Annotated in this window: 27 protein-coding genes; 14 read left to right on the top strand and 13 right to left on the bottom strand. The window is 62.0% G+C overall.

The window, feature by feature from the left end; genetic code table 11:
* Positions 1-117 precede the first annotated feature (117 nt).
* The 4 genes from QWB57_RS11740 to QWB57_RS11725 are packed head-to-tail and all read left to right on the top strand — an operon-like array spanning position 118 to position 3261.
* On the top strand, positions 118-753 hold the full coding sequence (locus QWB57_RS11740) for a glutathione S-transferase family protein (protein ID WP_223626631.1): 636 nt from the start codon (positions 118-120) through the stop codon (positions 751-753).
* On the top strand, positions 744-2363 hold the full coding sequence (locus QWB57_RS11735) for an MFS transporter (RefSeq protein ID WP_288969666.1): 1620 nt from the start codon (positions 744-746) through the stop codon (positions 2361-2363). Before QWB57_RS11740 ends, QWB57_RS11735 begins: the two co-directional genes overlap by 10 nt.
* A gap of 3 nt (positions 2364-2366) precedes the next feature.
* Positions 2367-2966: a rhomboid family intramembrane serine protease gene (locus QWB57_RS11730; protein ID WP_223626635.1), complete on the top strand. Its 600-nt coding sequence runs from the start codon at positions 2367-2369 to the stop codon at positions 2964-2966.
* A 22-nt stretch (positions 2967-2988) separates the two neighbouring features.
* Entirely contained in the window at positions 2989-3261 is a 273-nt protein-coding gene (locus QWB57_RS11725; RefSeq protein WP_223626637.1) for a GNAT family N-acetyltransferase, read from the top strand.
* 21 nt (positions 3262-3282) lie between these two features.
* Here QWB57_RS11725 and greB read toward each other — a convergent pair whose 3' ends face one another.
* The 3 genes from greB to QWB57_RS11710 are packed head-to-tail and all read right to left on the bottom strand — an operon-like array spanning position 3283 to position 5792.
* Positions 3283-3789, bottom strand: coding sequence for a transcription elongation factor GreB (gene greB, locus QWB57_RS11720; protein WP_288969665.1), 507 nt, complete (start codon positions 3787-3789; stop codon positions 3283-3285).
* A 4-nt stretch (positions 3790-3793) separates the two neighbouring features.
* Positions 3794-4228: a copper resistance protein NlpE gene (locus tag QWB57_RS11715; protein ID WP_288969664.1), complete on the bottom strand. Its 435-nt coding sequence runs from the start codon at positions 4226-4228 to the stop codon at positions 3794-3796.
* Between the two features lie 49 nt (positions 4229-4277).
* A complete protein-coding gene (locus tag QWB57_RS11710) occupies positions 4278-5792 on the bottom strand; it encodes a helicase HerA-like domain-containing protein (RefSeq protein WP_223626645.1) in 1515 nt (504 codons plus the stop codon).
* Between the two features lie 125 nt (positions 5793-5917).
* On the opposite strand from QWB57_RS11710, the gene QWB57_RS11705 reads away from it, so the two are divergent.
* The 3 genes from QWB57_RS11705 to QWB57_RS11695 all read left to right on the top strand — a co-directional run bounded on the left by QWB57_RS11705 (position 5918) and on the right by QWB57_RS11695 (position 8169).
* Complete coding sequence (locus QWB57_RS11705; RefSeq protein ID WP_288969663.1) at positions 5918-7459, top strand: transglycosylase SLT domain-containing protein; 1542 nt, start codon at positions 5918-5920, stop codon at positions 7457-7459.
* Positions 7460-7520: 61 nt separating this feature from the next.
* Positions 7521-7877 carry a TfoX/Sxy family protein gene (locus QWB57_RS11700; protein ID WP_288969661.1) on the top strand — a complete coding sequence of 119 codons (357 nt, stop codon included), beginning with the start codon at positions 7521-7523 and terminating at the stop codon, positions 7875-7877.
* 88 nt (positions 7878-7965) lie between these two features.
* The gene (locus tag QWB57_RS11695; RefSeq protein WP_223626651.1) at positions 7966-8169 is read left to right on the top strand and encodes a hypothetical protein; all 204 of its coding nucleotides are present in this window, start codon (positions 7966-7968) and stop codon (positions 8167-8169) included.
* Between the two features lie 21 nt (positions 8170-8190).
* Here QWB57_RS11695 and asd read toward each other — a convergent pair whose 3' ends face one another.
* Together asd and QWB57_RS11685 are read right to left on the bottom strand one after the other, a co-directional pair.
* Complete coding sequence (asd, locus tag QWB57_RS11690) at positions 8191-9033, bottom strand: archaetidylserine decarboxylase (protein ID WP_288969660.1); 843 nt, start codon at positions 9031-9033, stop codon at positions 8191-8193.
* Positions 9030-9680 (bottom strand): SCO family protein, encoded by a 651-nt coding sequence (locus tag QWB57_RS11685; RefSeq protein WP_223626655.1) that lies wholly within the window; start codon positions 9678-9680, stop codon positions 9030-9032. The genes asd and QWB57_RS11685 overlap by 4 nt, the downstream gene beginning before the upstream one ends.
* A gap of 81 nt (positions 9681-9761) precedes the next feature.
* Between QWB57_RS11685 and prmB the strand changes: the two genes are divergently transcribed.
* Positions 9762-10700: a 50S ribosomal protein L3 N(5)-glutamine methyltransferase gene (gene prmB, locus QWB57_RS11680; RefSeq protein ID WP_223626657.1), complete on the top strand. Its 939-nt coding sequence runs from the start codon at positions 9762-9764 to the stop codon at positions 10698-10700.
* A gap of 37 nt (positions 10701-10737) precedes the next feature.
* Here the strand turns inward: prmB and QWB57_RS11675 are convergent, their stop codons facing one another.
* The 5 genes from QWB57_RS11675 to zwf are packed head-to-tail and all read right to left on the bottom strand — an operon-like array spanning position 10738 to position 16401.
* Entirely contained in the window at positions 10738-11385 is a 648-nt protein-coding gene (locus QWB57_RS11675) for a bifunctional 4-hydroxy-2-oxoglutarate aldolase/2-dehydro-3-deoxy-phosphogluconate aldolase (RefSeq protein WP_223626660.1), read from the bottom strand.
* Between the two features lie 3 nt (positions 11386-11388).
* Positions 11389-12372 (bottom strand): glucokinase, encoded by a 984-nt coding sequence (gene glk / locus QWB57_RS11670; RefSeq protein ID WP_223626662.1) that lies wholly within the window; start codon positions 12370-12372, stop codon positions 11389-11391.
* Complete coding sequence (gene edd / locus QWB57_RS11665; protein ID WP_288969657.1) at positions 12369-14219, bottom strand: phosphogluconate dehydratase; 1851 nt, start codon at positions 14217-14219, stop codon at positions 12369-12371. Before edd ends, glk begins: the two co-directional genes overlap by 4 nt.
* Entirely contained in the window at positions 14220-14921 is a 702-nt protein-coding gene (pgl, locus tag QWB57_RS11660; RefSeq protein WP_223626667.1) for a 6-phosphogluconolactonase, read from the bottom strand.
* Between the two features lie 10 nt (positions 14922-14931).
* Complete coding sequence (zwf, locus tag QWB57_RS11655) at positions 14932-16401, bottom strand: glucose-6-phosphate dehydrogenase (RefSeq protein WP_223626669.1); 1470 nt, start codon at positions 16399-16401, stop codon at positions 14932-14934.
* 217 nt (positions 16402-16618) lie between these two features.
* On the opposite strand from zwf, the gene fabA reads away from it, so the two are divergent.
* The 4 genes from fabA (at position 16619) to QWB57_RS11635 (ending at position 20487) form a co-directional block, all read left to right on the top strand.
* Positions 16619-17134, top strand: a complete 516-nt coding sequence (gene fabA / locus QWB57_RS11650) for a 3-hydroxyacyl-[acyl-carrier-protein] dehydratase FabA (RefSeq protein WP_223626671.1) — start codon at positions 16619-16621, stop codon at positions 17132-17134.
* Position 17135: 1 nt separating this feature from the next.
* Positions 17136-18344: a beta-ketoacyl-ACP synthase I gene (gene fabB, locus QWB57_RS11645; RefSeq protein ID WP_223626674.1), complete on the top strand. Its 1209-nt coding sequence runs from the start codon at positions 17136-17138 to the stop codon at positions 18342-18344.
* Positions 18345-18562: 218 nt separating this feature from the next.
* A complete protein-coding gene (locus QWB57_RS11640) occupies positions 18563-18820 on the top strand; it encodes a helix-turn-helix transcriptional regulator (protein WP_223626676.1) in 258 nt (85 codons plus the stop codon).
* On the top strand, positions 18817-20487 hold the full coding sequence (locus QWB57_RS11635) for a SulP family inorganic anion transporter (protein WP_223626679.1): 1671 nt from the start codon (positions 18817-18819) through the stop codon (positions 20485-20487). Before QWB57_RS11640 ends, QWB57_RS11635 begins: the two co-directional genes overlap by 4 nt.
* Here the strand turns inward: QWB57_RS11635 and QWB57_RS11630 are convergent.
* The 3 genes from QWB57_RS11630 to QWB57_RS11620 all read right to left on the bottom strand — a co-directional run bounded on the left by QWB57_RS11630 (position 20466) and on the right by QWB57_RS11620 (position 22982).
* A complete protein-coding gene (locus QWB57_RS11630) occupies positions 20466-21863 on the bottom strand; it encodes a PhoH family protein (protein WP_223626682.1) in 1398 nt (465 codons plus the stop codon). The two genes, QWB57_RS11635 and QWB57_RS11630, sit on opposite strands and share 22 nt — an antisense overlap.
* An 82-nt stretch (positions 21864-21945) precedes the next feature.
* Positions 21946-22416 carry a peroxiredoxin gene (locus tag QWB57_RS11625; RefSeq protein ID WP_223626683.1) on the bottom strand — a complete coding sequence of 157 codons (471 nt, stop codon included), beginning with the start codon at positions 22414-22416 and terminating at the stop codon, positions 21946-21948.
* Between the two features lie 5 nt (positions 22417-22421).
* Positions 22422-22982 (bottom strand): glycine cleavage system protein R, encoded by a 561-nt coding sequence (locus tag QWB57_RS11620; RefSeq protein ID WP_223626685.1) that lies wholly within the window; start codon positions 22980-22982, stop codon positions 22422-22424.
* 162 nt (positions 22983-23144) lie between these two features.
* Between QWB57_RS11620 and dapA the strand changes: the two genes are divergently transcribed.
* Together dapA and QWB57_RS11610 are read left to right on the top strand one after the other, a co-directional pair.
* Positions 23145-24047: a 4-hydroxy-tetrahydrodipicolinate synthase gene (dapA, locus tag QWB57_RS11615; protein ID WP_223626688.1), complete on the top strand. Its 903-nt coding sequence runs from the start codon at positions 23145-23147 to the stop codon at positions 24045-24047.
* A 12-nt stretch (positions 24048-24059) separates the two neighbouring features.
* Positions 24060-24569, top strand: coding sequence for a hypothetical protein (locus tag QWB57_RS11610; protein WP_223626690.1), 510 nt, complete (start codon positions 24060-24062; stop codon positions 24567-24569).
* Positions 24570-24640 lie beyond the last annotated feature (71 nt).

The raw sequence follows: 24640 nt of genomic DNA, 5'->3' as shown, positions 1-24640 counted from the left end.
ACGGTGCAGGGATGGTAGTCCACGGTGACCGTTGCGCAGGACTGCCCAAAGTCACGCTGCGCTGGCATGGGCATGTGTGAGAATGGGGCATCTCCCGGATTGGATGTGGATGCTGCGATGACGACCTTGCTGTATTACGCCCCCGGTTCAGCCAGTTTTCTGGTGCATTGGCTGATGCTTGAATTCGACATGCCCTACGAGTTGCGGTTGGTCGATTTTGCAAGCCGCGCGCAGAAATCTCCCGAGTATTTGGCGCTCAATCCGAACGGCGTGGTGCCCACACTTGTCGTGGATGGCAAGCCGCAGCATGAGGCCGCAGCATTGGCGCTTTGGCTGGCCGAACGCCATCCGCAGCACGGGCTTGCGCCGCGTGTGGATAACCCATTGCGGATGGATTTCCTGCAATGGATGTTCGATCTGGCCAACGAAGTGCAGCCGCTACTGCGGCAGTGGTGGTATCCGGGTGAAGTGGCGGGTGAGGACAATCGCGATGCCGTGCATGCGCATGTCGCGCAGCGTGTGGCGGCACATTGGCAGCGTCTGGATGCCCACCTGACGGCGCACGGGCCGTACCTGTTGGGAGATGCGCCCAGCGTGCCGGATTTCTATCTGGTCATGCTGATGCGGTGGGCACGCAATACGCCAACCCCGGCCACTGACTTCCCGCAGTTGGCCGCACTGGCGGCGCGCATGAAAGCGCGGCCGTCGTTTGCCAAGTTGTATGCCGCCGAGGGGCTGACCGAATGGGCTTGAGCGAGGTGGCGCGGCTGCCGCGGCAGATTCCATACATCATCGGCAATGAAGCTTGCGAGCGCTTCAGCTTCTACGGCATGCGCAACATCTTGGTGCAGTTCCTCGTCTCCAGCGTGATCTTGGCGTATGTGCCGGAAACCGAACGGCAAGGTGTGGCCAAGGATGTGTTCCACAGCTTCGTGATTGGGGTGTATTTCTTCCCGCTGTTGGGCGGCTGGCTGGCTGACCGCTTCTTCGGCAAGTACAACACGGTGCTGTGGTTCTCACTGATTTACTGCACTGGCCATGCCTGCCTTGCATTGTTCGAGAGCGATCGCAGCGGATTCTATACCGGCTTGTTTTTGATCGCGTTGGGCAGCGGTGGGATCAAACCGCTAGTGGTGAGTTTTTGTGGTGACCAGTTCACCAGTGCCAACAAGCATTTGGCGAAACTGGTGTTCGATGGCTTCTACTGGACGATCAATTTCGGCAGCTTTTTTGCGTCCTTATTGATGCCGTTGTTGCTGCGCAACCTTGGGCCAGCCGTCGCGTTCGGTATTCCTGGCGTGCTGATGTTCATTGCCACCATCCTGTTTTGGTTGGGGCGTGGCCAGTACGTGCGGGTGCCGCCAAGCCACGGTACAGACCCGGATGCGTTTTTCCATGTGGCCCGCACTGCACTGCTGGCGCAGTTGCCGGGGAAGCGGCGATGGGGGCTGCTGGTTGCCAGTGCGGGCGCGCTGCTGGCGATGGCAATGTTGTCATGTTGGGCGCTGCAGGTTGGCTTTGGTGTCGCGCCGGCATTTTGGCCGCAGGCATTTCATTTCGTGATTACGGCGTGCCTGGCGCTGGGTACGCTGATCGCATTTGGCGGCATCGGGGTGTCAATGCAACTGGAGCGTGCGCGCGGTTTGCACCCGGATGCAGCGGTGGATGGCGTGCGTGCGGTGTTGCGCATCTTGATCGTGTTTGCGCTGACCACGCCGTTTTGGTCGTTGTTCGACCAGAAAGCCAGCACTTGGGTGATTCAAGGCAAGGCGATGAGCATCCCGCACGCGCTGTGGTGGTGGCCCAGTTGGCTGGTGCAGGAGGCAGGCCAGATGCAGGCTCTGAATCCGCTGCTGATCATGCTGTTGATCCCGTTCAACAACATCGTGTTGTACCCGGTACTGCGTCGTTTGGGCTATCAGCCAACGCCGTTGCGGCGGATGGGCTGGGGCATCATGTTTGCCGGCATCGCATGGGTGATCGCCGGGTTGTTGCAACTGCAGATTGACAATGGCGTGCCCACGTCCTTGGCATGGCAGACTTGGCCGTATCTGTTGTTGACGTTTGGGGAAGTGCTGGTGTCGGCCACGGCACTGGAATTTGCTTACAGCCAGGCCACCGCCGGGATGAAAGGCGTGATCATGGCATTTTGGTACCTGACCAGCACCTTCGGTAGCCTGTGGGTACTGCTGACCAACGTGGCGGTGCGCAATGAAACGGTAACCGCACGGATCGCCAGCAGCGGTTATAGCGAAAACGCATTTCTGATGTTTTTCTTCGCCCTGTTTGCATTTGTCGCGGCCTTGGCATTTGCGGCCTACGCCCGCACGTATCCCATGCAAGATAACTACCGGATGGCTTGAGCCGTGTTCACTTACATCATCATCGCCATCACCGTATTGGTCAGTTGGCGCAGCTTCAGTGATCAGCACTTGCTGGCGCGCTTGATCCTGTGGCCGCCGGCGGTACAGCGCAACCGCCAATACGATCGCCTGCTGACCTACGGTTTCGTGCATGCGGACTGGACACACCTGCTATTCAACATGATTACGTTCTGGTCGTTTGGCAGTGCGGTAGAGCGGGTGTTTTCGGCATGGATCACGCCGCTGGGGTTTGTGTTGTTTTATCTGTCGGCCATCGTGGTGTCGATCCTGCCCACCTTCATCAAACACCAGCGCGACCCCAACTACCGAAGCCTGGGCGCATCGGGTGGGGTGTCGGCGGTGCTGTTTGCGGCAATTTTGTTCGACCCGTGGACCAAACTCATTATTTTCCCGATCCCGGTGCCGATCCCGGCGTTTTTGTTTGCCGTGTTGTATGTGGGCTACAGCATCTGGATGGATCGCCGTGGCGGCGGCAACGTCAATCACAGCGCGCATTTGTGGGGTGCGGCCTACGGTGTGTTGTTCACGGTGCTGCTGCAGCCGGCCATCCTGGGGCATTTCAGCCGCAGCTTGTTGGGATGATGCAAATGTTCAGGAGTCTGTCATGACGGCTGTCACGCACGACAACGCGGCGCATCGTTTTATCACCCAAACCGATGGCCATCATGCCTATGTGGAATACGCAATGGGCGATGGCCGTATCGTCATCACCCACACCATCGTGCCTAGCGAGATTGGTGGGCGCGGAATTGCAGCGGCCCTGGTGAAAGCGGCGTTGGAATACGCCCGTGACCACGGCTTGCAGGTGGAGCCGCAGTGTTCCTATGCCGATGTATGGATGCGCCGGCATCCGGAGTTTGATGGCTTGCGTGTCTGAAGACTGCGGACCTGATGCCGATCACGCCTCCTGATAGCTAACCGCGATGATGGCGAAGCGCATCGTGCCGCCGGGGAGCTGCACTTCGATTTCATCATCCATGCGCTTTTTCAGCAGCACGCGTGCCAAGGGGGCGTCGATACTGATCCAGCCGCGCTTGGCATCGGTTTCATCCGGGCCCACGATGCGATAGTGCACGGTGTCACCCGAGGCGATGTTCTCCAGTTCCACCTGCGCACCAAAAAACACTGCTTGGCGGTCGGAAGGTACCGTGTCCACGATCTTCAAATCAGGCAGCCGTTTGCTGAGGTAGCGCACACGGCGGTCGATTTCACCCAGCTGTTTCTTGCGATAGGTGTATTCGGCATTTTCAGAGCGATCGCCTTCTGCCGCCGCCGCCGCCAAGGCTTTCACCACCTCGGGGCGTTTGATGCGCCAGAGTTCATCCAGCTCCGCTTTCAGCCGGTCATGGCCTGCGCGGGTGATCAGTGCCGTACTTTTTTCGGCAGGCGGACGCCAGCGGCCCATGCGCTTACTTGCGGGTGAGGGTGTGGTTCAGTTGGCCCTCGATCGCTTTGCCTTCGCGGTCGAGCATGGTGAGCTGCGTGGGCGACACGATGGCGTAATACCCGTCGTACTCGTCCTTGTTGCTTGGCCGCAGGTGCAAGGTCTTGCCGCTGCTTTCCAGTGAATACTCACCTTCGGAAACAAAACTGCTGTGATCTTTATCCTGATAGGCATCGGTCAAGTGGTATTTGCCATCGGCCGTCAGCACCAAGGTACTGTCGATACCAGCACAATCGGCGCAGGGCAGAGTGCCTGAAAATGTGCCCGTGATCGTTGCCGGTGCTTGCGCAGCGGGAGCAGTGGCGGTGCTGACGGGCGCTGCCGGTGCCGGTGTCTGTGGCTTGCAGGCGGTCAGGGTGATGGCTGTGAGCATTGCACTCACGATGACGAAGGATTTCATTGAGAAGTTCTGTCGATGAGGGGTGAATTGGGAGTGCGCGGCAGCGGGGTCAGCGCTTGCCGCCAAAAATGCCGCCCAGCAGCCCGCGCATGATCTGCCGGCCTACTTGGCTGCCCACGGTGCGGGCGGTTTGCTTGGCCATGGACTCGATCATGCCCTGCCGGCGGTTGGTGCCAAACAGCGCATCTTTCACTGCATCGCCAAAGCCGTGGCTGGCACTGGCCTGGTCCTGTTCGCGGGTCTGCGCTTGCGGGGCTTGTGCTTGTTCGGCCTTGGCCTGGGCTTTCCTGGCCAGCAATTCCGAGGCGGATTCGCGGTCGATCAAGGTGTCGTACTTGCCACCCACCGGGCTGCCTGCGCGCACTTGCGCACGTTCGGCATCGGTAATTGCACCCATCCGGCAGCGCGGGGGGGCGATCAAGGTTTTCTCGACCGGCATTGGCACACCCTTGTCCATCAACATCGAAGTGAGGGCCTCGCCCACACCCAGTTGGCCAATGGTGTTGGCAACATCCAGATCGGGGTTGCTGACAAAGGTTTCAGCGGCGGTTTTCACGGCCTTCTGATCACGCGGGGTAAACGCACGCAAGGCGTGTTGAACGCGGTTGCCCAGCTGACCCAGGACATTGGCGGGGATGTCATCCGGAAATTGCGAGCAGAAATACACGCCCACGCCTTTGGAGCGAATCAACCGGACCACTTGTTCGATGCGCTGCTGCAGTGCGGGTGGGGCATCGTTGAACAGCAAATGCGCCTCATCGAACACAAACACCAGCTTGGGCTTATCCAGGTCACCCACTTCCGGCAGGGTTTCAAACAGTTCCGACAGCAGCCACAGCAGGAAGCTGGAATACAGCTTGGGCTTCAGGATCAATTGATCGGCAGCCAGAATATTGACCACGCCGCGACCGTCGTAATTGACCCGCATGATGTCGGCCAGTTCCAGCGCCGGCTCGCCAAAGAACATTTGCGCGCCTTCTTGTTCCAAGCGCAGCAGCGCACGCTGAATGGCGCCGATGGATTGCGTGCTGACCAGGCCATACGAGGTGCTGATGTCCTGGCGTTCTTCGGCAATCAAATTCAGCAGGGCGCGGAAATCAGCCAGATCCAGCAGCAGCAAGCCACGGTCATCGGCCAGTTTGAACAAGATATCCAGCACCCCGCTTTGGGTGTCATTGAGTTCCAGGATGCGGCCCAGCAACGTGGGGCCCATTTCGCTCACGGTGGTGCGCACCGGGTGCCCGGCCTTGCCCCACAAGTCCCAGAACACCACGGGTGCGGCTTCGTTCTTGTAGTCGGTGATGCCGAGTTGTGCAATGCGCGATTGCAATTTTTCGCTGCTGCTTCCGGGCATCGCCAAGCCTGCGACGTCGCCCTTCACATCGGCCAGAAACACCGGCACGCCCAAGCGCGAAAAGCCTTCCGCCAACGTCATCAAGGTGACAGTCTTGCCGGTACCGGTGGCGCCGGCCACAAGGCCATGGCGGTTGCCGTACTGCGGCAACAACACGACATTGCCGCTGTTTGGGGTGGTGACAGCCTTGCCAACGAAGATAGGGTTCATGGTGATCCGCAGGGTGGGGGCAAGCTTGGATTCTATAGCGATGCTGAGCGAACGATGACTGCGAAGGTTGCGGCACCTATCTGCGGCGGCTAACCTGCTGCCCCGTGTTGCATGTTGCTGGTCTGATGAATCCTCGCTTGAAGCACCTCGTTGTTGCGCTGTCGTTGTCACTGTTGGCGGCAGTGTTCACCCCGGCACACTCGGCCGATACCAAAAAAGCGGATGCGGCCGCTGTGGTGCAATTGCAGCAGCGCATGGATGCGGCAGAAAAGCATTATCGCGATGCCATGTTGGCCGAGGACGAGGACGCCGCGGCCACCGCAACCACCAGTGCGCTGGCGGAAATGAAAGCGGTAGTGGATGCGTGCACCAAGCAGCGCGGCTGCGCCGTGGACACCATGCTGACCACCTACGAGCGCCTGCTCAAAGCGACCCCGCAGTTTGACGATGGCATGCCCGCTGCCGATGAAGACCCGTTGGATGAGCGCGATTTCACTGCTGCCAACGTGCCCGATACCGCCAATGCCGCGTCCTTGCTCAGCGAGGATGGCCAGCGCTTCGTCAAGATGGTGCAGTTCAACCCCGCGGTACAGGCAGGTATTCGACGCTGGTTGACCGACATGCGGCCATCATTGATGGACAGCTACGAAAACTATCGCTACATGCAGGCGCAGATGGCCCCGGCGTTCAAGCAACATGGCCTGCCGGAGGCGCTGTTGTTCGGGATCATGGCCAAGGAATCCAATGGCAAGGTGCATGTGGGCTCGCGCGCGGGCGCGGTGGGGCCGCTGCAGTTCATGCCGGCTACCGGGCGGCGCTTTGGGCTGGGCAATGATGGCAGTGGGTTCGATACCCGCTACGACCCCAAAGCCTCCGCCGACGCGGCGGCGCAGTATCTCAGCGAACGCATGGCCCAGCTCAATAACAGCATCGAACTCTCACTGGCTGGCTACAACGGTGGCGAAGGCCGCGCCCTGCGGGTGTTTCGTGATACCGGCGGGCGCAGCTTCTGGGATCCCGATGTGTACAACCAGTTCCCGGCTGAAACCAAGGACTACGTGCCGATGGTGATTGCCGCAGCATGGTTGTTCTTGCATCCGAAGGAATACGGCATCCGCTGGCCCAGCGTCAGTAGCCGCCCGTCCACGATTACCTTGGCGCAGCCGGCATCGCTGTATGAGTTGACGATTTGCCTGGGCAATTGGGGCTCGCGCGATGGCTACCTGCGTGCACTGCGCAATCTCAACCCGCGCTGGGCCGCAGACGACATGCTGCCGGCCGGAACAAGCTTGAACGCGACGTTCCGCATCAGCTGGCTGTACCGTTTCAACTGCGCACACGGCCAGCGCATGGCCTTGGCCAAGCAGCTGATGGCCAGCAATGTGCAATCTGCATTAGTGCGGGTGGGCGAGCCCACACCTGCGGGTAGCCCGCAAGTGGCAGTGGCCACGCCTGCACCTTCCGCAGCGGCGGCGGTGCCGGAACGCAAACCCGCCAAGCCCGTCAAAGCCAGGCACTACAAGGTCAAGCGCGGCGACACCATGAGTGAAATTGTGCGCAAGTTTGATTGCGATCTGGGTGATTTGGCGCAGGCCAACAAATTGAGGAAACCCAGGTACGCGCTGAAGCCGGGGCAGAGTTTGAAGCTGGAGGGCTGCAAGGGCTGAGCCTGCTGGGTCCGGTGATGGGGTTGATTGAGGAAACTTGAAACTGGGATGCTATGACGCCATGGCCACCGACACCGATTTCATCGCCTATGTGCACGAGCAGGCAGGCTTGGGCGCCCGCCTGACCCACCGCCGCATGTTCGGGGAATACGCTCTGTACGTGGACGAGAAAGTGGTGGCCTTTGCCTGCGATAACAGCCTTTTCATCAAGCCTTCCGATGCCGTCACGCACTTGGCCGCCAACCTACCAACAGCGCCGCCATACCCCGGTGCCAAAGACTACCCGGTGGCCGACGAACTGCTGGACGATGGTGACCGCTTGCGTGAATTGCTGCTGGAAACAGCCGCGTTGATGCCTGAGCCAAAGATGAAGCAAGCAAAGGATGCCAAACCCGCCAAGCCGGGTAAGCGCAGGTGATGGCGATGTCAGCTCAGACCCGCGGTCTCATCAATATGGTGATGGCGTGTGCGCACTCCTTGGGCGTGATGGCGTAGATGGAGGCAACATGAGCACGTCAATCCTGTTGGCAGGTGTGCTGTTTGGCGCGGTTGGCGTTGGTTACGTGCTGTACGGGCGCAAACAGCGGGCACCGCTGCCGCTGGTGAGCGGCGTGGCGCTGATGGTCATTCCTTATTTTCTGAGCAATGCGGTGCTGCTGTTTGTGCTGGGTATTGCGTTGGCGGTGCTGCCTTGGGTGGTGCGTCTCTAAGCGGTGCCGTATCAGGCAGCCTTAGCCACGCAGCCCCAACCGCTGCCCCAATTGCACCGGGCTTTCTGCACCCAGCAAGGGTTCCAGAGCGGCCACGCCCTTGGGCAGCAGCACGATGACGGTGCTGCCGTAGTTGAAGCGGGCCATTTCCGCGAAGCGCTCCAGCGTGATGCCTTTGCCACGATAGTCCTTGCGGGTGATGGCGTCGCCGTAGGCGGGGATTTCCACGCCGCTCCACACGGTTTCCACGCCGGAGACCAGCAGCGCGCCCACCATCACCTGCACCATGGGGCCGAAGTCGGTGTCGAAGTGGCAGACCAGGCGCTCGTTGCGGGCGAACAGGCGCGGCACGCCGGCCACGGCGGCGGTACCCACCGAGAACAGCCGTCCCGGCACGTGCACGGTTTCACGCAGGGTGCCGCGCCACGGCATATGCACGCGGTGGTAGTCGCGTGGTGACAGATAGACAGTGGCAAACAGGCCAGCGCGGAAGGGTGCGGCATCGGCCTCGCTTCCCAGCAGTTCGGCGGCGGTGAAGCCCTGGCCCTTGGCCTGGAAGATGCGGCCGTCCACGATCGGGCCGCACTGGCTGATATGGCCGTCGGCCGGCATCAGCAGGGCGCGCGGGTCGGCGTCGGGCGTGCGCGCACCGGGCTTCAGCGCGCGGGTGAAGAAGGCGTTGAAGCTGGGGTACGCGGTGGGGTCGGGCTCCGCGGCTTCGCTCAGGTCCACACCGAACTTGCGGGTGACCGTGTCGATGAGCCATTGCTTGATCGAATGATTCGTCGAATACGCCAATTTGCGTGCCAGTGACGACAGCAGGCGATGTGGCAGGACGTAGGTCAGGGCGGTCAGTGGAGTCATTTTACGGTCTTGGTCAGCGTGGCAAGGTCGGCAGCAATGCCCTTCACATCCAGCGGCGGTTGCACCACGCCAGCCATCCGCACCTGCGGATCCAGCAGTACCAAGGCGGCGCTATGGTCGATGCTGTAATCGTCGGCGGCACCGCTGGCACCGGGTACTTTCATGAACACCAATGACAGCGAGCGAGCAAACGCTTGCAACTGCGGCAGCGGCGCGGTGGCGGCGAGGGTGTCCGGGTGGAAGGCGTGGGCGTATTGCGCTACCAGCTGCGGAGTGTCGCGTTCGGGGTCGGCGGAGACAAACAGCAGGCGCGGACGCGTGGTTGCGGGCAGAGTGGCCCATTGCTTCTGCGCGCCGGCCAATTGCGCCAACGTGGTGGGGCACACGTCCGGGCAATGGGTGAAGCCAAGGAATACCAGCGTCCAGTGGCCTTGCAGTTGGGTGGCTGCGAGCGGCTTGCCGTCGGCCTGTTGCAGCGTAAACGCCGGCACTTCGCGGGGAGTCGGGAATAGCGTAATGGCCTGCGTTGCGGGCAATGCAGGCATTGGTTGTGCTGGGGTGGCCGGGAAATACCGTTGTGCGGCCCACACGCCAACGGCAGCCGCCAGTGCGGCCAGACTCAATAGCAGGGCAGGGCGTTTGGCCATGGGGATTTCGGAAACGGTCGGGCCCCCATGATACCTGCGCACCCCCGCTATAATTAACGGTCTTGTCCGCGCGTGGCCGCCATGTCCCTTGAATTGCAAACCATCATCGACCTGATCCGCTATGGCGCCAGCCGCTTCAACGCGGCCGGGTTGACCTTCGGTCACAGCTACGACAACGCACTGGATGAAGCCACTCAGCTCACCTTGCACGCGTTGCACCTGCCGCACGATCTGCCACCGGCGTATGGCAATGCACGGGTAACGGAAGCCGAGAAAGAGGATGTGCTGGGGCTGTTCCTGCGCCGCATTGAAGAGCGCATTCCCGCCTGCTACCTGACCGGTGAGGCTTGGTTTGCTGGCCTCAGCTTCAAATCTGACCCGCGCGCGCTGGTGCCGCGTTCGCCGATTGCCGAACTGATCGAAGCTGGTTTTCAGCCGTGGCTGGGCGACCGCGAAGTGCGCCGCGCACTGGATCTGTGCACCGGCTCTGGCTGTATTGCCATCGCGATGGCGCACTACAACCCGGACTGGCATGTGGACGGCGTGGACATCAGCGACGATGCGCTGGCGCTGTCACGCGAAAACGAGCAGCGCCTGCAGGTTGAAAATGTGCGCTTTGTGAAGTCTGATTTGTTTGCCGGGCTGGGTGGGCAACGCTACGACTTGATCGTCACCAATCCACCGTATGTCACCAATGACGAAACCGACGCCCTGCCGCGCGAATACGCACACGAGCCCGAACTGGGCCTGCGCGCCGGCGACGACGGCCTGGACCTTGCCTTGAAGATTCTGCGCGACGCCCCACTGCACCTGACCGAAGACGGGCTGCTGATCTGCGAAGTGGGTGAATCCGAGCGTGCGTTGGTCAAGCTGCTGCCCGAATTGCCGCTGGCGTGGGTGGAATTCAAGGTTGGCCAGATGGGTATTTTTGTCGCCGAATGCGCTGACTTGATCGCACACAACGCAGCCATCACCCGCTTGGCCAATGCGCGTGAGCATGCGGGGACACGCACCGCCTGAGGCAGATTGCCCGCGGCCGTGCACACCGCCTGCGGCGTTATCGCGCCAGTTGCGATGCCGCCTGCGCCAACTGCCCAATCCGCGCCCAATCGCGCGCTTGGATGGCATCGTTTGGCAGCATCCATGAGCCGCCCACGCAGGCCACATTGGGCAGCGCCAAATACGACGGTGCCTTGTGCATATCAATCCCGCCGGTGGGGCAAAAGCGCGCCATCGGCAGTGGGCCGGCAAACCCCTTGAGTGCGGCCACGCCGCCGCTGGCTTCGGCGGGGAAGAATTTGAAACGCTGCCAGCCGTGTTCCAGTCCGCGCATCAATTCACCGGCGGTGGCAATCCCGGGAATCAGTGGCGTGGCGCAGTCTTTGGCAGCGTTGTAAAGCGTATCGGTGACCCCGGGGGAGATGGCAAACGCAGCCCCGGCCTTGCTGACGGCATCCAGATCACGCGCATTCAATACGGTGCCAGCCCCGACGCAGGCCTGTGGCAATTCGCGCACCAGCAGGGCAATCGCGTCCAGTGCGCAGGCGGTGCGCAGGGTCACTTCCAGCACCGGCAGGCCGTTATCGGCCAACGCCCGACACAGCGGCAGGGCATCGCCCAAGTGTTCAATCGTAATCACCGGTACCACCGGTGCGCGGGCAAACACGGTATCGACCAATTGGTTGTGACGGATGGTATCGAACATGCTTCAGGACTCCGTGGCGCGTAGCGCACAAGCAGCACCCAACAGGCCGGGGTGGGGATGGGTGATGACGTGGATGGGCACCGATTCCAACAGGGCGGCCATGCGGCCCTTGGCAAGGAAGCGTTCGCGGAAGGCGCTACTGCGCAGGAAGGGAATGAAGCGCGGCATGATGCCGCCGGCAATCACCACGCTGCGTGCGCCGTGGATCAAGGCGCAGTCGCCGGCAACACTGCCCAATACCGCACAGAATCGCGCCAATGCTTGTCGTGCGGGGATGTCGTGGCCTTCCAGCGCGGTTTGCACCACGTCGGCGGGGTCACGCAGTGGTGGCATTTCCAGGCTGGTTTCAGCGCCTGCACTGCGCAGCACGGCATCAATTTCAGACAAGCCTTTGCCGCATAACAGGCGCTCGGTGGAGGTGCGTCCGTGCTGTGCGGTGAGCCATGCCGAAATGGCACGCTCTTCATCACCAATCGGGGCAAACCCGACATGCCCGCCTTCGGTTTCCACCACCTGCCAGCCGCATTGCGGTGAGCCCACCAGCAGCGCCACGCCCAGCCCGGTGCCGGGACCCAGCACGCTGATGGGCCCTTGCAATGGGGTTTCGAAGGTGCCGTGCAGGGTCACCAGGTCATCGGCTTGCAGGGCGGGGATGGCCCACGCCACCGCGCCGAAGTCGTTGAGCATGCGCAATTCGGAAAGCCCCAGCGTGGCTTGCAACTCGCGCTGTGAGAACGACCATGCACGATTGGTCAGGCGGATCTCATCGCTGCCCACCGGGCAGGCCACTGCCAGTGCGGCGCGGCGCGGCTGCGCGGATACGCCCGCTAGGTAATGTTCGATGGCGTGTTGCAGGCTGGCGAAATCGGCATTGGCCAATGACTTGGATTCGCGCAGTTCAATGCCGGGTGCGGACAAGTCGACCAAGGCAAAGCGTGCATTGGTGCCGCCAATATCGCCCACCAGTGCCAGTGCGGACGTACTCATTCAACTGCACCCAACAGCGCGCTGGCGCCATGTTCAGCCGAACCGGCATGGCCGCGCATCAGGCCGAATAATTCACGGCCCATGCCATATTGGTTGCCGCTTGAATCCAACGGCGCGGCGCTGCGTGCGGCCCATTCGACGGCATCCACCAACGCATCCATCGTGCCGGCTTCGGCATCAATGCGCACAAGATCGCCTTCGCGCAACTTGGCCAATGCACCGCCGGCCACCGCTTCCGGCGTCACATGGATGGCTGCCAATACCTTGCCCGATGCGCCGGACATGCGGCCATCAGTGAGCAGGGCCACGCGCTGGCCACGGTCTTGCAATGCGGCCAGTGTGGGCGTGAGTTTGTGCAACTCGGGCATGCCATTGGCACGCGGCCCTTGACCGCGCACGACAGCAATGAAGTCGCCGTGGAAGTGCTCGCTCTTGTCCAATTGCCCGGCTTTGAATGCGGCAATCAGCGCATCCTGTGAGTCAAAGATACGCACCGGCGCTTCGTGCTTGCGGTATGGCAGCGCCACCGCAGAAACTTTCACTATTGCGCGCCCCAAATTGCCTTGCAGGCAACGCAAGCCGCCTTCGCTATCAAACGGGTTGGCCATTCCACGCACGATCTCGCTGTCTTGCGATTGCGCGGGGGCATCGCGCCAGCACAGTTGCAGATCATCCAAATAAGGTTGCTGCGTTTGCTGGCGCAAGTTGCCGCCGTGCACGCAGAGCACATCTGCGTGCAGCAGGCCGGCATCCAGCAGTTCGCGGATCACAAAGCCAATGCCACCAGCGGCTTCGAAGTGGTTCACATCAGCTGACCCATTGGGGTACACGCGTGCCAGCAGCGGTGTGGCTTTCGACAGCTCGTCCAGGTCACCCCAATCCATCACGATGCCGGCCGCACGCGCCACGGCGACCAGGTGCAGCGCGTGGTTGGTGGAGCCGCCGGTTGCCGCCAAGCCCACCATCGCGTTGACGATGGCTTTTTCACTCACGACGTGCGCCAACGGACGATACGCATCCCCCAGCGCGGTGCTGCGTAGGGCTTGTTCGGCCGCAGCCACGGTCAGCGCGCTGCGCAGCGGCGTATTCGGCGGGACGAAAGCGGTGCCGGGCAGATGCAGACCCATTACTTCCATCAACATTTGATTGGAATTGGCGGTGCCGTAAAAGGTGCAGGTACCGGGTGCGTGGTACGACGCCGCTTCGGCGTCCATCAATTCGTCTTGCGATGCCTGCCCCAGCGCATAGCGTTGGCGCACCTCGGCTTTTTGCTTGTTGGGGATGCCCGATGGCATCGGCCCTGCGGGTACGAAGATCACTGGAAGATGGCCGAAACTGAGCGCGCCGATCAACAGCCCCGGCACGATCTTGTCGCACACGCCCAGCATCAAGGCGGCATCAAACGTGTCATGCGACAGTGCGACCGCGGTGGCCATTGCAATCACATCCCGCGAGAACAGCGACAACTCCATTCCGGCGCGGCCCTGGGTGACACCGTCGCACATCGCCGGCACGCCGCCGGCCACCTGCGCGCTGCCGCCCATGTTGCGCGCCGCCATGCGGATCAACGCGGGGTAGTGCTCCATCGGCTGATGCGCGCTCAGCATGTCGTTGTAGGCCGTCACAATGCCCAAATTGCCGCCCTGGCCGTAGCGCAGCGCCGGCTTGTCATCGCCACTGGCGGCAAATCCATGCGCTTGATTGCCGCAGGACAGTTTGTAGCGATACGGGCCGGCCTGGCGTGCCGCATCCATGCGTGCCAGATAGTCGTTGCGCAATACCCGGCTGCGTTCGGTGATGCGGGCGGTGACACGTTCAACGACAGGATGCAGCGCAACGGTCGGCATTCAAGGGCTCCAGTGGATGTGGATGGGGGTGGCGGCATTGCCGTGCAGCAGCGCCGCGATGGGATAGGGGCTGTGCGATTGTTGTTGCGCTTCACGCAACACGCGGCGCTTGTCTGCGCCGGTGACAACTAAATGGATGGCAGCAGCGCGCAGCAGGCGCGGCAAGGTCAGGCTGATGCGCGCAAACGGTGCTTCGGGGGGCAGTGGATTCGGGGTGGTGGCGATGGCGTCCATGCCGCTGTCCAGTGCCAAGCCATCGGTCACATTCGCTGCGCCCGGGAACAACGAGGCGAAGTGGCCATCACCGCCCATCCCCAACAAGACCGCATCGAAGTCTTGCGGATGTGCAGCCAGCCATGTGCGTGCCAGTCCGAGTGAGGCATCCACATCGCCATCGGTGGTGGTGAGTGGCTGCACTTGGAGTGACGCATCGGTGGCGAACGCCTCGCGCAGATTGCGCAGATTGCAGGCTGCGTGCGTGTGTGGCACGCAGCGTTCATCGCCGGGAATGGCGGTGAGTGTGCCGCGCAGCCTGGCATGCGCCAGATGCGCATAGATCGGTAGCGGTGTGCGACCGCCGGCCAAGCACAGCAACGCAGACCCGTGCGCAGCGATTGCGCTGCGGCAGGTGGCTTCAAACACGGCTGACACACCGGCCACCAGGGCCTGCGGATCAGGGTACTCATGCTCAATCCACGCCATCGTGCTGCCCTTATTCGCGCCAGCCGTGACCAAGCCGGTCCACCAGTGACACCGTGGCACTGGGCCCCCATGTGCCGGCCGGGTAGGGCTTGGGTACCATGCCGGCCTCGCGCCAACCGCTGGCAATGGCATCCACCCACTGCCACGCGGCTTCGGTTTCGTCGCGTCGCACAAACAAGGTGCCGTTGCCTTCGATGGCATCCAGATACAGGCGTTCGTAAGCGATGCGCTTGCGGGCGTTGGAGAATTCTTCGTGCATATCCAGATCCAGTGCGACTTGCGACAGGCGCAAGCCATTGCGATCCAGTCCCGGGGTCTTGCTCATCAAATCCAGCTCAATACGCTCTTCCGGTTGCAGCTTGATCAGCAAGCCATTGGGCTGCATATCGGCACCAGCCGGGCCGCCAAAAATCGAATACGGCACCTTGCGAAACTGGATGTAGATTTCGGTGCTGCGCGAGGGCAGGCGCTTGCCGGTGCGCAGATAAAACGGCACGCCCGACCAGCGCCAATTGTCCACGTGCGCACGCAGGGCAACGAAGGTTTCGGTGCGGCTGGCGCGGCCCAATTCTTCGGCATAGCCGGGCACCACTTTGCCTTCACTGGCGCCGCCGGTGTACTGGCCGATCACCGATTCGGTGGCCACGTTGCGGCCATCAATCGTGCGCAATGAGCGCAGCACCTTGATCTTTTCGTTGCGCACCGCCGTGGGGTCAAAGCGTGCAGGGGGCTCCATCGCCACCAGGCAGAGTAGTTGCAGCAGATGGTTTTGCAGCATGTCGCGCACGGCGCCCGATTCGTCGTAGTAGTCGCCGCGGCCTTCCACGCCCACGGTTTCACCCACCGTGATCTGCACTTGTTCGATATGCCGCGCGCTCCACAGCGGTTCGAACAGGGAATTGCCGAAGCGCAGCGCAATGAGGTTCTGCACGCCTTCCTTGCCAAGGTAATGGTCGGTGCGAAAGATGCGCTCCTCATCAAACGCCTTGGCCACGGCATCGTTGATGGCGATGGCGCTGGCCAAATCCTTGCCGATCGGTTTTTCCAGCATCACCCGGGTGCCTGCGCCCGCGGCTCCGTGCGCGGCCAGTGCCTGGCAGGCCGGACCATAGAACTTCGGCGCGGTGCTCATGTGATAGAGCACATCGCCGTTGCGCAGGGTGTTTACTCGGGTTGCCAACGCCGCCATCGAGGCATCGTCATCGGCACTGGCCGCGCAGTAATCCAGACGCTCCAGCAGGCCGCGCAGGGCAGCCTCATTGTGTTCAGTCGCGGGGATGCGATCCCGGATGCTGTCGGCCACTAATTGGGTAAAGCCTTCACGATCCAGATCACTGCGCGCGGTGCCCAAAATGCGCATGTCATCGGGCAGCAAGCGTTCGGCTTGCAAGCTATACAGCGAAGGCAGCAACATGCGGCGGGAGAGATCGCCGGTGGCACCAAAAATGGTCAACAGTGAGGCGGGCGTGGCTTGCGTCACGGAAGCGTTCCGGAAAATGTGAAGTGCTTCGAGCTTAATACGGTTTCAGGCCGAATGTTGCAGTGCACACGTATTCAATGGTTTCCATTTGATATCCGTTTTTGTTTTACCCGGACAAACCGTAAACACTTCGTTATTTGGATGGCAGCCGAGCAATACCTCTAGGTATGGTCTGGGGGCTGCGTTTACACTCTCCTATTTCCTGCTGGGCCAGTCCATGACCCGTGCTTCATCATTTACCCGCGAGCAGTTGCTCGCCAGCGCTCGCGGTGAGTTGTTCCCCAACAGCACCGCACGTTTGCCGTCCGACCCGATGCTGATGTTTGACCGTATTGTCGAGATCAATGACAACGGCGGCAGCCACGGCAAGGGCTTTGTGCGGGCTGAACTCGACATCCACCCGGATCTTTGGTTCTTCCAGTGCCATTTCCTTGGCGACCCGGTGATGCCCGGCTGCTTGGGGTTGGATGCCATGTGGCAATTGGTGGGCTTCTATCTCACTTGGCTGGGTGCCCCCGGGCGTGGCCGTGCCTTGGGCTGTGGTGAAGTGAAGTTCAGTGGACAAGTACTGCCCACGGCCAAAGTGGTCACCTACGAAATCGACGTCACCCGCGTGATCAACCGCAAGTTGGTGATGGCGCAGGCCGATGCACGTACCTTGGTCGATGGCCAGGAAATTTACGTGGCCAAGGATTTGCGCGTAGGGCTGTTCAACGCGACGGAGGGTACCTGACATGCGGCGTATTGCGATTACCGGAATGGGCATCACCTCCTGCCTCGGCAATGATCTGGATACCGTCTCGCGTTCACTGCGCGAGGGCCGTTCCGGCATCCGCACACTGCAAGATTCGGTGGAACGCGGTCTGCGTAGCCAAGTCGGTGGCGCGGTCGAGTTGGATTTGGATGCGGTTATCGACCGCAAACTCAAACGCTTCATGAGCGATGCGGCGGCGTACAGCTATGTGGCCATGCGTGATGCCATCGCCCAAGCCGACCTGAGTGAAGACCTGGTCAGTCACCCGCGCACCGGCCTGATTGCCGGCTCCGGCGGTGGTTCCAGCCGCTGGCAAGTGGAAACTGCCGATATCCTGCGCGAGCGTGGCGTGCGCAAGGTCGGCCCGTACATGGTGCCGCGCACGATGTGCTCCACGGTGTCGGCCAATCTTGCCACGGCATTCAAAATCAAAGGCCTGAGTTATTCGATCAGCGCCGCCTGCGCAACGTCCGCACATTGCATTGGCGCTGCGGCCGACCTGATCCGCCACGGTGCGCAAGACATCATGTTTGCCGGTGGCGGCGAAGATTTGGACTGGACGATGACGGTAATGTTCGATGCGATGGGTGCGTTGTCGTCCGGCCGCAACGACGCACCGGAGCACGCCTCGCGCCCGTATGACGTGGCCCGCGATGGCTTCGTCATCGGCAGCGGCGGCGGCATGCTGGTATTGGAAGCGTGGGATCACGCGGTCGCGCGCGGTGCCAGCATCCTGGCCGAATTGGTCGGCTACGGCGTCACCTCGGACGGCGCCGACATGGTCGCCCCCAGCGGTGAAGGCGCGGTGCGCTGCATGCAGATGGCGCTGGAAGGTGTAAATCGCCCGGTGGATTACCTCAACACCCACGGCACCTCCACGCCACTGGGCGACATCGTCGAGCTGAAAGCCGTGCGCGAAGTATTCGGTAATGCGGTACCGCCGATTTCGTCGACCAAAGCACTTTCCGGCCACTCGCTCGGCGCGGCCAGCGTGCACGAAGCGATTTACAGCCTGCTGATGCTGCGCGACGGCTTCATCGCCGGCTCCGCCAATATCGACCAGCTCGATTCCGGTGCCGAGGGCTTCCCGATCGTGCGCGAAAGCCGCGATGCCAAGCTCGACGTGGTGATGTCCAACAGCTTCGGCTTTGGCGGCACCAATGCCGCGCTGGTATTTGCACGCGCCTGACGTTCGCCGCGCATTGACTGGCAACGGTCGCCGCTACTGCGGCAGCGCTCCACGATGACCCCGCCCCATGCCCCCGTACCGGTGGCTGTGGTGGGTTTTTTTTCGTGATGGTGATAGCAGGATTCCTGCCGCGAGTAGGGGTAAAATACAAGCATATTGATGTTATAAACATCATTTATATTGTTTTATATCCCACCCCATCAGGACGGAGCAGAGCCGTGATCACTTCAGCCCAGATGCGCGCCGCACGTGCGCTGCTTGGCATCGACCAGAAGGCGCTGGCACAGATGGCCGGGCTATCCCTGCCCACCATCCAGCGCATGGAACTCAGCCAGGGGCAGGTGCGCGGCGTGGTCGATTCGCTGGTCAAGGTGGTGGCCGCGCTGGACGTTGCGGGGATCGAGCTGATCGGCGAGCGCGCCGCCAGCAGCGGTGGCGGCCGCGGTGTGCGCTTCAAGGCGGAGGCGGCGGCATGATCGCGCTGGTCGAAGCCGCGCGCGCCGGATTGTTGCGCCGTGCCCACTGGCTGCCCAACATTACCGCCGGGGTAATCGTCGGGGTAGTGGCGCTGCCGCTGGCGATGGCGTTCGCCATTGCGTCCGGAGTCAAGCCGGAGCAGGGGCTGTACACGGCGATCATCGCCGGCATCACGGTATCGCTGTTTGGTGGGTCACGCATCCAGATCGCCGGGCCGACCGGCGCGTTCATCGTGATTCTGGCCGGAGTGGTGGCGAAGTTCGGGGTCAGCGGGCTGCTGCTGGCGACCCTGATGGCCGGGGTGATCCTGGTGGCGATGGGGCTGGCGCGGCTGGGTGCGGTGATCCGGTTCATCCCCGACCCGGTGATCGTCGGTTTCACCGCCGGCATCGCGGTGATCATCTGGGTCGGCCAGTGGCAGTACTTCTTCGGCCTGCCGGCACCCGGCAACGGACCGTTCTACCTGAAGACCTGGCATCTGCTGCAGTCGTTCGACCACCTGCATCCGGCGACTTCCCTGCTGGCCCTGCTCAGCCTTGCGCTGGCGGTCTGGGGCTCGCGCATTCCCGGGTTGACGCGCGTGCCCGGGCCGCTGCTGGCGATGGTCGTGGCCACCGCCGTGGTGATGGGCTTCAACCTGCAGGGCGTGGCCACCATCGAGTCCACCTTCGGCGCGATCCCGCGTGCGCTGCCGGCGCTGCAGTTGCCCGCGGCGGGCTTCGACCGGCTGGTGGAGCTGCTGCCGTCGGCCTTTACCATCGCCATGCTCGGGGCGATCGAGTCGCTGCTGTCGGCGGTGGTCGCCGACGGCATGGCCGGTACCCGCCATGATTCCAACCAGGAGCTGATCGGGCAGGGCGTGGCCAACATCCTGTCACCGCTGTTCGGCGGCATCGCCGCCACCGGTGCGATCGCCCGCACCGCCACCAACATCAAGAACGGCGGCACCTCGCCGCTGGCCGGCGTGGTCCACGGCATCACCCTGCTGCTGATCCTGCTGGTGCTGGCACCCTATGCCGGCAAGGTGCCGTTGGCGGCGCTGGCCGCGATCCTGTTTCTGGTGGCGTGGAACATGAGCGAGGCGCGCCGCTTCCTGCGCATGGTCCGGCAGGCGCCGCGCGCGGATGTCGCGATCCTGCTGATCACCTTCACCCTCACCATCGTCACGGATCTGGTGGTGGCGGTGAACATCGGCGTGATTCTGGCGATGTTCCAGTTTCTGCGGCGGATGAGCGCGTCGGTGGCGGTGGTGGAACACGGCCAGGCCAACCTGCGCCACGAGCTGGCCGAGGCCGGGCTGGAGGCGCTGCCGAAGGACGTGCTGGTGTATGCCATCGAGGGGCCGTTCTTCTTCGGCTCGGTCGATTCGCTGGAGCGCGCGCTGGCGTGGTCGCGGGAGCCGCCGCGCTGGGTGCTGCTGCGGTTGGAGCGGGTGCCGCTGGTGGATGCTACCGGCCTCAAGCGGCTGGAATCGACCATCGAGAATTTGCGTCGCCGCGGCGTGCAGGTGCTGCTGAGTGGCGCCAACCTGCGCGTATTGCGCAAGCTGGTGCGTGCGGAGATCGTCCGCCGCGACGGACCCGCCGTCTATTTCGGCGACCTCGCCACCGCGCTGCGCCACGTGCACGCAGCGCGGGGTGCCGGCTACAGCACCTCGGAGGCGTAATCGGCCAACCGCGAGCGTTCACCGCGCCGCAGCGTGACGTGTGCGCTGTGCGCCCAGTGCTTGAAGCGGTCCACCGCGTAAGTCAGGCCCGAGGTGGTTTCGGTGAGGTAGGGCGTGTCGATCTGTTCGACGTTGCCCAAACACACGATCTTGGTGCCGGGGCCGGCGCGGGTCACCAGCGTCTTCATCTGTTTGGGGGTGAGGTTTTGCGCCTCGTCCAAAATCAGATAACGCGAAAGAAAAGTGCGCCCACGCATGAAGTTCATCGAGCGGATCTTGATGCGCGATGCCAGCAGATCATTGGTGGCGGCGCGCCCCCAACTGCCGCCTTCCTGATTGTGGGTGAGCACTTCCAGATTGTCGGTGAGCGCGCCCATCCACGGGGTCATTTTTTCTTCTTCGGTGCCGGGCAAAAAGCCGATGTCCTCGCCCACGCTGACGGTGGCACGGGTCATGATGATTTCGCGATAGCGTTGCTGGTCCATGGTTTGCGCAAGACCTGCGGCCAGCGCCAACAGCGTCTTGCCGGTGCCGGCGGTACCCAGCAGGCTGACAAAATCAATCTCCGGGTCCATCAATGCGTTCAGCGCAAAATTCTGTTCGCGGTTGCGCGCCACGATGCCCCACACCGAATGCTGGCTGTGGCGGAAATCATCGACGATCTGCAAGACCACGTTGTCGCCATCCACCTTGGTGACTTTCATCTCAGACTGTTCATCGCCGGGCAGGTACACGAACTGGTTGGGATGCCAGTCATCTTCTTCGCTGCGGGCGATTTCGTAGTAGGTGCGGCCCTTGTCGGTCCACGATTTCAGTTCTTTGCCGTGGCGCTGCCAGAAGTCTTCGGGCAGCACGGTGGCGCCGGTGTAGAGCAGGCTGAAATCATCCAGCGCCCGGTCGTTTTCGTAATCTTCGCTGACGATGCCGGCAATCGAGGCTTTGATCCGCAGATTGATGTCCTTGGACACGAACACCACCGGTGCGCCGGGGTCGGACTCCTTCAACACCAGGATCGCGCCGAGGATATTGTTGTCCGGGATCACCGTGCCAAAACGCTTGCCGGCATTGAAATCACTGGTTTGGAACAGCAGCCGGCCGGCGCTGGCCGCGCCGCGCAATTGCAGGCCTTGCGGGCGTGCCAGTGCGATGCCTTGGCTGACATCGGTGCTGCCGTGGGCTTCGATCAATTCGTTGAGGAAGCGGCTGACTTGGCGCGCGTTGCGGCTGGCTTCGCTGGTGCCCTTCTTGCCGTTATCCAGCTCCTCCATCACCTGCATTGGCAGATAGACATCGTGTTCCTCGAACTTGAACAGTGCGGTAGGGTCATGCATCAGCACATTGGTGTCGAGCACATAGATGCGCTTGCCATGGGTCATGCGTGGGCTCCTGCGGGCAATAAACAGTGGCTCACCGCGTCCCGCTTTGCGGGGCAGTGACGAGGGATGAAAACAGGGGTGATCACTTGGTTTGTTCGGCCTTCAGTGCGTCAAGCACGGCTTGCGCATGACCGGCGATTTTCACCGGCTGCCATTGCTGGCGGATGACACCGGCAGGGTCGATCAGAAAGGTGCTGCGCACGATGCCCATGTATTCACGGCCATACAGCTTCTTCAACTGCACCACGCCGAAGGCATCGCACAGCGCACCATCGCTATCGCTGACCAGCTCGAACGCGAAGCCCTGCCTGGTGCAGAAATTCTGATGCGATTTGAGCGAATCCTTCGACACCCCCAACACCTTGGCGCCTGCGCGCTTGAACTCGGGCAGCAGGGCATTGAAGTCCAACCCCTCGGTGGTGCAGCCGGGGGTGGCGTCTTTCGGGTAGAAATACAACACCAACCAGTGGCCAGCGTATTCGGCCAACGTGGCGTGGGAGCCGCTGGACAGTGTCAGCGGCAAGTTGGGGATACGGTCGCCGATGGTGATCATCGACCTCAATACTTCATGGGATCCATGATCGCGTCAAGGTTTAAGTGATCGCAGAACTCAAGAAAATCATCGCGCAGTGAAGCAATATGCGTTTCCGCCGGAATACCGATGGTGAGCTGGGCCGAAAACATGTCGGCACCGGTCTGCATTGCGCGGTAGCGGGCGCAGTTCAGGCTTTCGATGGTGATGCCCTGGTGGTCGAAGAAGTCGGCCAATTGGAACAGGATGCCGGGCTTGTCGGCGGCGATCACTTCCACCACATACGGCAGCAGATTGGACTGCATCGGCTTGGGGCCGGTGCGATACCACATCAATTTCAGGCCCTCCTCGCGCTCCAGCTTGGTCAGCATGGTCTCGAGCTTTGCCACCGCATCCCACGAGCCGATTACCAGTGCGGTGACCGAGACATCGCGCCCCACTGTGGCCAGCCGGGTATCCACCAAGTTGCAGCCGGAATCGGCAATACGGCGCGTTACCGCCAATAGCGGGGTCTGCGGATGCGTGGTGTACGCCGTGATCAACAGGTGGTTTTCTTGCGGGGCGGGCCGGGCGGCAGTTTTGCTCAAAGCGATATTCCGGAAAATTCAAGGAAAATGCCGTCAGCACATGAGGGCATGGCGGCCAGCATACTTGCCGGCGGTTTACAGCCGCAAGTAAGATCATCCAGTTAATCGTGCTTCCCCCCACACGCGTAGCGGCTCCGTTGCGCCCCAAGTCGAGTCAGTCCTTTGCAACTTACCGGCAGCATTACCGCGCTGGCGACCCCGTTCACGGTGGCCGGTGACATTGATTTTCCCGCATGGGAACGATTATTGCAGGCGCAACTGGACGCCGGCACCCACGCCATTGTGGTGGCAGGTTCGACCGGTGAAGCGGCGACTTTGTTCGATGACGAATACGATGCGTTGTTGCGCAGTGCAGTGACCTATTGCGCCGGTCGTCTGCCGGTGTTGGCCGGCACCGGGCAGTCCAGCACCGCCAAAACCATTCGCTTCAATCAGCGTGTGGCGGCACTTGGGGCGGATGCCGCCTTGGTGGTGGTGCCGCCGTATGTGCGGCCCAGCCAGGCTGGATTACTGGCGCATTTTCGGGCGGTAGCGGACGGAGGTGGGCTTCCCGTTCTGCTGTATAACGTGCCCGGCCGCACCGGCTGTGACATGACAGCCGAAACCACCGGCGAGCTGTCGCTGCATCCCAATATCATCGGGATCAAGGAAGCGCGCGCCGATGCGGAGCGCATGGAGGCCCTGTTGCCGCTGCGGCGTGACGGCTTTGTCGTGCTCAGTGGTGATGACCCGACTGCGTTACGCGCCATGCTGGCAGGGGCCGATGGTGTGGTGTCGGTGGCCTCCAACGTGGTGCCAGGCAGCTTTGTGCGCTTATGCGCGCTGGCGCAGGCGGGCGATGCGGCTGGCGCACGCGCGCTGGATGACCGTTTAGCCGAGCTTTATCACTTTCTTGGGCTCGAATCGAATCCGATCCCGGTCAAAGCCTTGCTGACGCTGAACGGCATCGGCCACGGCCTGCGTTTGCCGCTGCAACCGCTATCATCTGCTCATGTCGCGCAGGCTAACCGTCTGCATGCGACCATTGCCCAACTTGAAGAATGCAGCCGCAACATCGCGGCCTGACAGGAGAACCAGATGCACCGTACTTCCCGCATGTCCAAGGCCGCCGCCCCGTTGGTTGCAGTGTTGCTGGTGACCAGTTTGTCCGGTTGCCACTGGTTCAAGAAAAAAAATGACCTGTACACCCAAAGTGCGGAACTACGGCCGTTGGAAGTGCCGCCAGGTCTGGATAAGCCGTCGGCGGAACGTGCCATGGCGCTGCCTAACGTCACACCCGGCACTACCGCCAGCGCCACAGCGCAGCCCGTGGCCAACCCCACTGGTTTTGCGGTTGCCGGTGAGCGCGATGCCGTGTTCGCCAAGGTAGGCGAAGTGTTGGCCGCCACCAGCGGTGTGCGCATCGCCAGCAAAGCCGAGATTCTGGGCACCTACGATGTTGATTATCTGGACAGCAAGTTCCTGGTGCGGGTCACCAAGGCCGGTGACAAGCTGTATGTGGCGGCGGTGGATCCGCGCGGCCTGCCGCCTTCGGGTGATGCTGCCGGCAAGCTGATTGCCGCACTGAAGGCGGTCATTGCCCCGTAAGTTGTTTGCGGCTCGGAGCTCACAAAAAAGGCGCCGGGAGGTGCCTTTTTTGTATCGATGGCGCGCTCTGA

Origin of the sequence: uncultured Thermomonas sp., assembly GCF_937872235.1 — a bacterium.
Lineage (GTDB): Bacteria > Pseudomonadota > Gammaproteobacteria > Xanthomonadales > Xanthomonadaceae > Thermomonas > Thermomonas beijingensis.
Note: the sequence above shows the minus strand (reverse complement) of the source record. Positions and strands in the feature narration are given on the sequence as shown.

Bases quoted from the DNA above. Each gene is read 5' to 3' on its own strand.
- QWB57_RS11740 (WP_223626631.1), top strand. From the start codon at position 118: ATGACGACCTTGCTGTATTACGCCCCCGGTTCAGCCAGTTTTCTGGTG.
- QWB57_RS11735 (WP_288969666.1), top strand. From the start codon at position 744: ATGGGCTTGAGCGAGGTGGCGCGGCTGCCGCGGCAGATTCCATACATC.
- QWB57_RS11725 (WP_223626637.1), top strand. From the start codon at position 2,989: ATGACGGCTGTCACGCACGACAACGCGGCGCATCGTTTTATCACCCAA.
- greB (WP_288969665.1), bottom strand. From the start codon at position 3,789: ATGGGCCGCTGGCGTCCGCCTGCCGAAAAAAGTACGGCACTGATCACC.
- QWB57_RS11715 (WP_288969664.1), bottom strand. From the start codon at position 4,228: ATGAAATCCTTCGTCATCGTGAGTGCAATGCTCACAGCCATCACCCTG.
- QWB57_RS11710 (WP_223626645.1), bottom strand. From the start codon at position 5,792: ATGAACCCTATCTTCGTTGGCAAGGCTGTCACCACCCCAAACAGCGGC.
- QWB57_RS11705 (WP_288969663.1), top strand. From the start codon at position 5,918: ATGAATCCTCGCTTGAAGCACCTCGTTGTTGCGCTGTCGTTGTCACTG.
- QWB57_RS11700 (WP_288969661.1), top strand. From the start codon at position 7,521: ATGGCCACCGACACCGATTTCATCGCCTATGTGCACGAGCAGGCAGGC.
- QWB57_RS11695 (WP_223626651.1), top strand. From the start codon at position 7,966: ATGAGCACGTCAATCCTGTTGGCAGGTGTGCTGTTTGGCGCGGTTGGC.
- asd (WP_288969660.1), bottom strand. From the start codon at position 9,033: ATGACTCCACTGACCGCCCTGACCTACGTCCTGCCACATCGCCTGCTG.
- QWB57_RS11685 (WP_223626655.1), bottom strand. From the start codon at position 9,680: ATGGCCAAACGCCCTGCCCTGCTATTGAGTCTGGCCGCACTGGCGGCT.
- prmB (WP_223626657.1), top strand. From the start codon at position 9,762: ATGTCCCTTGAATTGCAAACCATCATCGACCTGATCCGCTATGGCGCC.
- QWB57_RS11675 (WP_223626660.1), bottom strand. From the start codon at position 11,385: ATGTTCGATACCATCCGTCACAACCAATTGGTCGATACCGTGTTTGCC.
- glk (WP_223626662.1), bottom strand. From the start codon at position 12,372: ATGAGTACGTCCGCACTGGCACTGGTGGGCGATATTGGCGGCACCAAT.
- edd (WP_288969657.1), bottom strand. From the start codon at position 14,219: ATGCCGACCGTTGCGCTGCATCCTGTCGTTGAACGTGTCACCGCCCGC.
- pgl (WP_223626667.1), bottom strand. From the start codon at position 14,921: ATGGCGTGGATTGAGCATGAGTACCCTGATCCGCAGGCCCTGGTGGCC.
- fabA (WP_223626671.1), top strand. From the start codon at position 16,619: ATGACCCGTGCTTCATCATTTACCCGCGAGCAGTTGCTCGCCAGCGCT.
- fabB (WP_223626674.1), top strand. From the start codon at position 17,136: ATGCGGCGTATTGCGATTACCGGAATGGGCATCACCTCCTGCCTCGGC.
- QWB57_RS11635 (WP_223626679.1), top strand. From the start codon at position 18,817: ATGATCGCGCTGGTCGAAGCCGCGCGCGCCGGATTGTTGCGCCGTGCC.
- QWB57_RS11630 (WP_223626682.1), bottom strand. From the start codon at position 21,863: ATGACCCATGGCAAGCGCATCTATGTGCTCGACACCAATGTGCTGATG.
- QWB57_RS11625 (WP_223626683.1), bottom strand. From the start codon at position 22,416: ATGATCACCATCGGCGACCGTATCCCCAACTTGCCGCTGACACTGTCC.
- QWB57_RS11610 (WP_223626690.1), top strand. From the start codon at position 24,060: ATGCACCGTACTTCCCGCATGTCCAAGGCCGCCGCCCCGTTGGTTGCA.